Consider the following 4,567-nt stretch of genomic DNA (forward strand, 5'->3'; position numbering starts at 1 on the left):
ATAAGTCTCGCTAACCATCAGTGGGGGATGCAGAAAACCCCCACTGATGGAAGTCTCACTTTATGAATTTGACTTCATTTTGGACAGACTTCACCCGTTGGTGATGTTGTCCTTTTTTCATCATATGTATCGCTTCAATGCCACTCAATATAGAAACGGCTGTTTCATACGACTTGAATCCCAACATAGAACGCCGTATGAGATGAAAGTCTCACGTACGGTGTGAACAGGGGGAAAAGGGAGCGATAACTTCAAACCCTTACCTATCTGTATGAGGATCGAATAATGGACAAAAACCATGAATAACCGTATTAGAAATAAATAAAAAAGGATGACTATTAATTTTGTTAAGTGCTCAAAGCAAATTGCGTCATCCATTTTTAAATTATAAACACCTTAGCGTTTATAATTTATATTTTGTTCAATGTGTATCTTTACTTCAATGTGTTCTATAGATTCCTTATCAATCGAATGAATTGCACTTACACCCCATTTTTTCACATGATATCGATATGTTTTTTCACTTATATTTAACAGATCTGCATTTATTTCTTCACTTTTCTTCATCGTCTCTAATAGTTCACTTTTAATTTTATTTTCTAATTCTTTTTTAATTGTATCTATACTCATATCTTCCTCATTTTGGGTCAATACTGCATTGGCTTTTACAATTAAGTGATAGGAAGGTTTATGGCCTTTTACTACTTTAATCGTTCTTTTAGGTTTCTGTATGATTACACTCACTTTTTCTTCAAAGAGGGAGAGAGGTATGTTAGTAGCTTCTTTAGATAACCATTTTAGGCCAACTAGGTCTTCTTTATTTACCCATCCTTTGTATTGTTGCTGTGAAATAACAAACCCTCCCGTAACAGCAGCAACATTTTTCTTTTTTTCATCCTCTGAGAAATGAGCTTTAATCATTTCTAATGCTGGAATGATCTGAGTACCAACTGGCTGGTAATAGGTCGAGATAAATTTATTATACTTTTCGATAGGAATAAAAAAGTTGCTTGTAGTTAAGATTTCGGGATTATGGAGGATTGTATATATAGATGGGTAGTTAAAAAAGCTCTCACCTGTTAAAATTTCTTTAATATCAAGTTTTGTACCAAAAAACCAGATATTGTATCTTAGTGAAGGATTTTGTCCGATAAATTCAATGATAGACTTCATTTGCTCCTTAATGACAGTTTCACTTAATAGAATGGTTTTAACATGTCCGTAGTAAAGAGGTAGTGCCACCTTTTGTTCTAATTTACTTAAAGCCGCCTGGATGGTTTTTCCTTTAGATTCCCCAATAAAAATAGGGGAGGCTTCCTGCAAAGAAGAACCGCCTTCTTGCTTCGCGACATTGGCAAAATTCAAAGCTTGAATATAGACAGTAAATTCTCCTTCAGCGTAATCCAGTCCCACACCTGTAATATAAGTTTGACTTTGTATTTCTTTTGCACCCCAGCACCCAGACAGGAGAAAGAGCTGACTGCTTATCATAATAATCAATAAAATCTTTTTCATAAATTACTCCTTTTGACTATCGCTATCAATAGGTTGATATGCTTGATTTCGCTTCTTCATAAATTGATAAGGTAGCTTCAAAATATTTTTTATGATATCTGCTGTATTGGGTTTGGATAAATACGACATATATGGCTGACCAAAGCTTTCCAATGAAACCACAGTTGTTAGGATTAGAAAAAGGACAATAAAGAAGCCATACAAGCCAAGTATTGATGAAAATGCTAAAACAAGAAATCGCAGAATCACGATATTGCCTGACATGGTTTGATTAGTAAGTATATAACCCGATATCACTGTTATTGCAACAATGACTAAACAGGCAGGAGAGGTTAAGCCTGCCCGAATAGCAGCGTCGCCTATAAATAACCCGCCCAAAACAGCAACAGTCTGCCCAACAGCTTTTGGGAGCCGTACCCCAGCTTCTTTAAATAATTCAAATAAAACAAGCATAATAAAGGCTTCAACAGGAGCAGATATAGGTAAGCCGATTCTAGAAGCAGATATGGTTGCGACAAGTGAATAAGGAATTTGATCTATTTGAAAAGTTACTAACGAAATATAAAACCCAGGTAAAAATATCGTCGTAAATATGGCCAGTAACCGCAGGATCCGAACCATACTAACGTAAAAAAAACTATCCTGCGCGTCTTCAGGTGAATATAATATTTGATTGAAATTTGTGGGTCCTATCAAACAGGTCGGATTTCCATCCACTAAGATCACAAATCTTCCTTGTGTTAAGGATTGAACAGCGAAGTCTGGTCTACCGGAATTATCCATTAAAGGAAGTAAAGTAAAGGTATTATCATATAGGAATTCTTCAATTTCGTAACTGCTAGCGACAATGTCAACCTTTATGGAATCCAATCGATTTTTGACATCTTCTAGAATAGAGGGGTTCATAATATCATCAATATAGAGTAATAAGATTTTCGTTCGGCTTCTTTCGCCAATTGTATATTCAATACTTTTTAATGAAGACGTTTTTAACCTCTGACGGATTAATGCCATATTATCCGATATGTTTTCGACCAATCCATCTCTTGGTCCCCTAATGGAGGATTCCAAATTGGATTCTTCCGGACCTCTTTTTGGAAAGTTAGATACGGGTATAAAGAAAAAATCATTTAAATCATGACTAAAAATGAGTAATTCACCTGAAAATAGTTTTTCCTCTATCTCTGTTTTAACGTTATTTAAATCTTTAAGCTTACTGACCTCTAGGACATTATTTAACAATTCAAAATTTAAGTGGCCGTTCTTTTCTATTACAGCATTAATGGCAGGAAAAATAGCCTCATTTATAAATTTCATATCCACTAAATGAGGGCAATATAGAAAATCCAGTGTATGATCATGATATGCTCTTGTTCTTATAACGATATCTGAAGAACCTTCAAACCAAATTTTCAATTGGTCTATGCTGACGACTTTTTTGTTAGTTTGCACTTTCTTCATGATGATCACCTTTTATATGAATGATTAGTAATAAGAAAAGCATCGTGGAAATTTGAAAAATGAGGCTAATAGGGAAATAAAAATGTTGCAAAAAATAAAAAAATGAGGTGGCATCCCAAGGAATACATGCACCAATGATTAATATGAAATAAAGGATAGGAAGAACCCATTTTATCTTTTTGTTCAACAAAAATATTTTGCTGGCAATAAATAATGATAAGCTGATCCGAACAAACGCTCCAGAAAACCATTGGAAGATCGAAAGAAAATCGAGACGAGTAATATGCTCGCCAATTTCCAACAGCCTCCACTGCTCATAAGCTGGATTCCTCAATTTCGCTGCTTCTTCCGGACCAAATTCTGAGATGGCCCCTACCAGTGGACCTAAGATTAAAAACACAAGAATGATCCCAGTCAATATAAGCCATTTAACCTTTAGTTTGTCTTTAAGGAAGGACGTTAAAAACAAAAGAAAGATCATTTCAAATAAACCGGAACAGGTATGAACCAACCCTTGAATAAAATCTTTGTATCCATTCTCAAATATCGGAAACAGCAGTTCATAATTCTTATTTGGTGAATTTCCGAAACCTACTAAAAGTCCAAAAAATGAAACAAAAGGAAGCACAAGAAGAGCAATCGTACTTATGGTCCGTATTCCTTTCACAGACGCATACAAGCAAATGAGAGCAAATAACAATAAAATGACAAAATCAGGGACTTCAAAAGTATAATGAGCATTTGCCCAAAAAAAAGTATACTTCAGAGTAATAAAGGAAGAAATTAGAAAATAGGATCCGAATACAATTGAAAATATAATAAGAACCCAGGATTTAGATATATTTCGTTTAAGTAAAGAGAGAATATCATCATGAGTATGTAGTTTTTTATAAATATAAAAAATAAGTAAAATCCAAAGGATAAATGGTATCGTACTGCAAATGACACTTAACCAGGCATCCCTGTTAGAGACTGATAATATAGTTGGAAGTGTTAGGACATGTACCATGAATCCAGTAGACATAATAAGTAAGATATAAAGATGAACAGATTGAATTACTTTTTGATTCATGAAAATCTCCTTAAATTTAATGATGCACATAGTTTATCCTTGGAAATGTAAAAAATTCACAAATTCGATCCGAATTGAATAATAAAAACTAAAGCTGATGATTAATTTTTATTATTTTGATTTGTTTTAACTGCGACCAGGTGTACCATTTTTTAGGTTAATGTGTATATGGTGTATACGGTATCAGAAGAATTTGCATTCGCCAGAAGATACTGGAAAGGAATACTTACAGTGGATAGATATAAAATACTTAAATCGTTCGAATTTTTTACAATAATACATATATTATTATTCAACGAAAGGGCGCTTTTCTGTAACAAGGAAAGTGCCTTATTTATGTAAAGGGTATTTACTTCCTATTATCGAAACAAATAAAAATTAATTAATATTTTGGTTCTGGTGCAAAAACTATTTGATGGAGACATAGAACCTACATGGCCTGTTCAATTACAGATTATGATGCAATTCCAAACAACTTATTTATCCCACCTTAACGGGCAGTAAAACTCCGACTTCAAG

At 33.9% G+C, this 4,567-nt stretch carries 3 protein-coding genes and 1 pseudogene; all 4 read right to left on the reverse strand.

Annotated elements, in window-relative coordinates; genetic code table 11:
- Positions 1 to 55: 55 nt before the first annotated feature.
- Positions 56 to 193: pseudogene (locus K9V48_RS27080) on the reverse strand (IS6 family transposase); the annotation flags it as partial.
- Between the two features lie 203 nt (positions 194 to 396).
- Positions 397 to 1,515, reverse strand: a complete 1,119-nt coding sequence (locus tag K9V48_RS27085; RefSeq protein WP_224142179.1) for a Ger(x)C family spore germination protein — start codon at positions 1,513 to 1,515, stop codon at positions 397 to 399.
- A 3-nt stretch (positions 1,516 to 1,518) separates the two neighbouring features.
- Positions 1,519 to 2,976 (reverse strand): spore germination protein, encoded by a 1,458-nt coding sequence (locus K9V48_RS27090; RefSeq protein ID WP_224142180.1) that lies wholly within the window; start codon positions 2,974 to 2,976, stop codon positions 1,519 to 1,521.
- Complete coding sequence (locus K9V48_RS27095) at positions 2,957 to 4,048, reverse strand: GerAB/ArcD/ProY family transporter (protein ID WP_224142181.1); 1,092 nt, start codon at positions 4,046 to 4,048, stop codon at positions 2,957 to 2,959. The genes K9V48_RS27090 and K9V48_RS27095 overlap by 20 nt, the downstream gene beginning before the upstream one ends.
- Between the last annotated feature and the right edge of the window lie 519 nt (positions 4,049 to 4,567).

Source organism: Metabacillus rhizolycopersici (genome assembly GCF_020075705.1).

Excerpts from the sequence above, each read along its gene's own strand:
- K9V48_RS27085 (WP_224142179.1), bottom strand. The coding sequence starts at position 1,515 with ATGAAAAAGATTTTATTGATTATTATGATAAGCAGTCAGCTCTTTCTC.
- K9V48_RS27090 (WP_224142180.1), bottom strand. The coding sequence starts at position 2,976 with ATGAAGAAAGTGCAAACTAACAAAAAAGTCGTCAGCATAGACCAATTG.
- K9V48_RS27095 (WP_224142181.1), bottom strand. The coding sequence starts at position 4,048 with ATGAATCAAAAAGTAATTCAATCTGTTCATCTTTATATCTTACTTATT.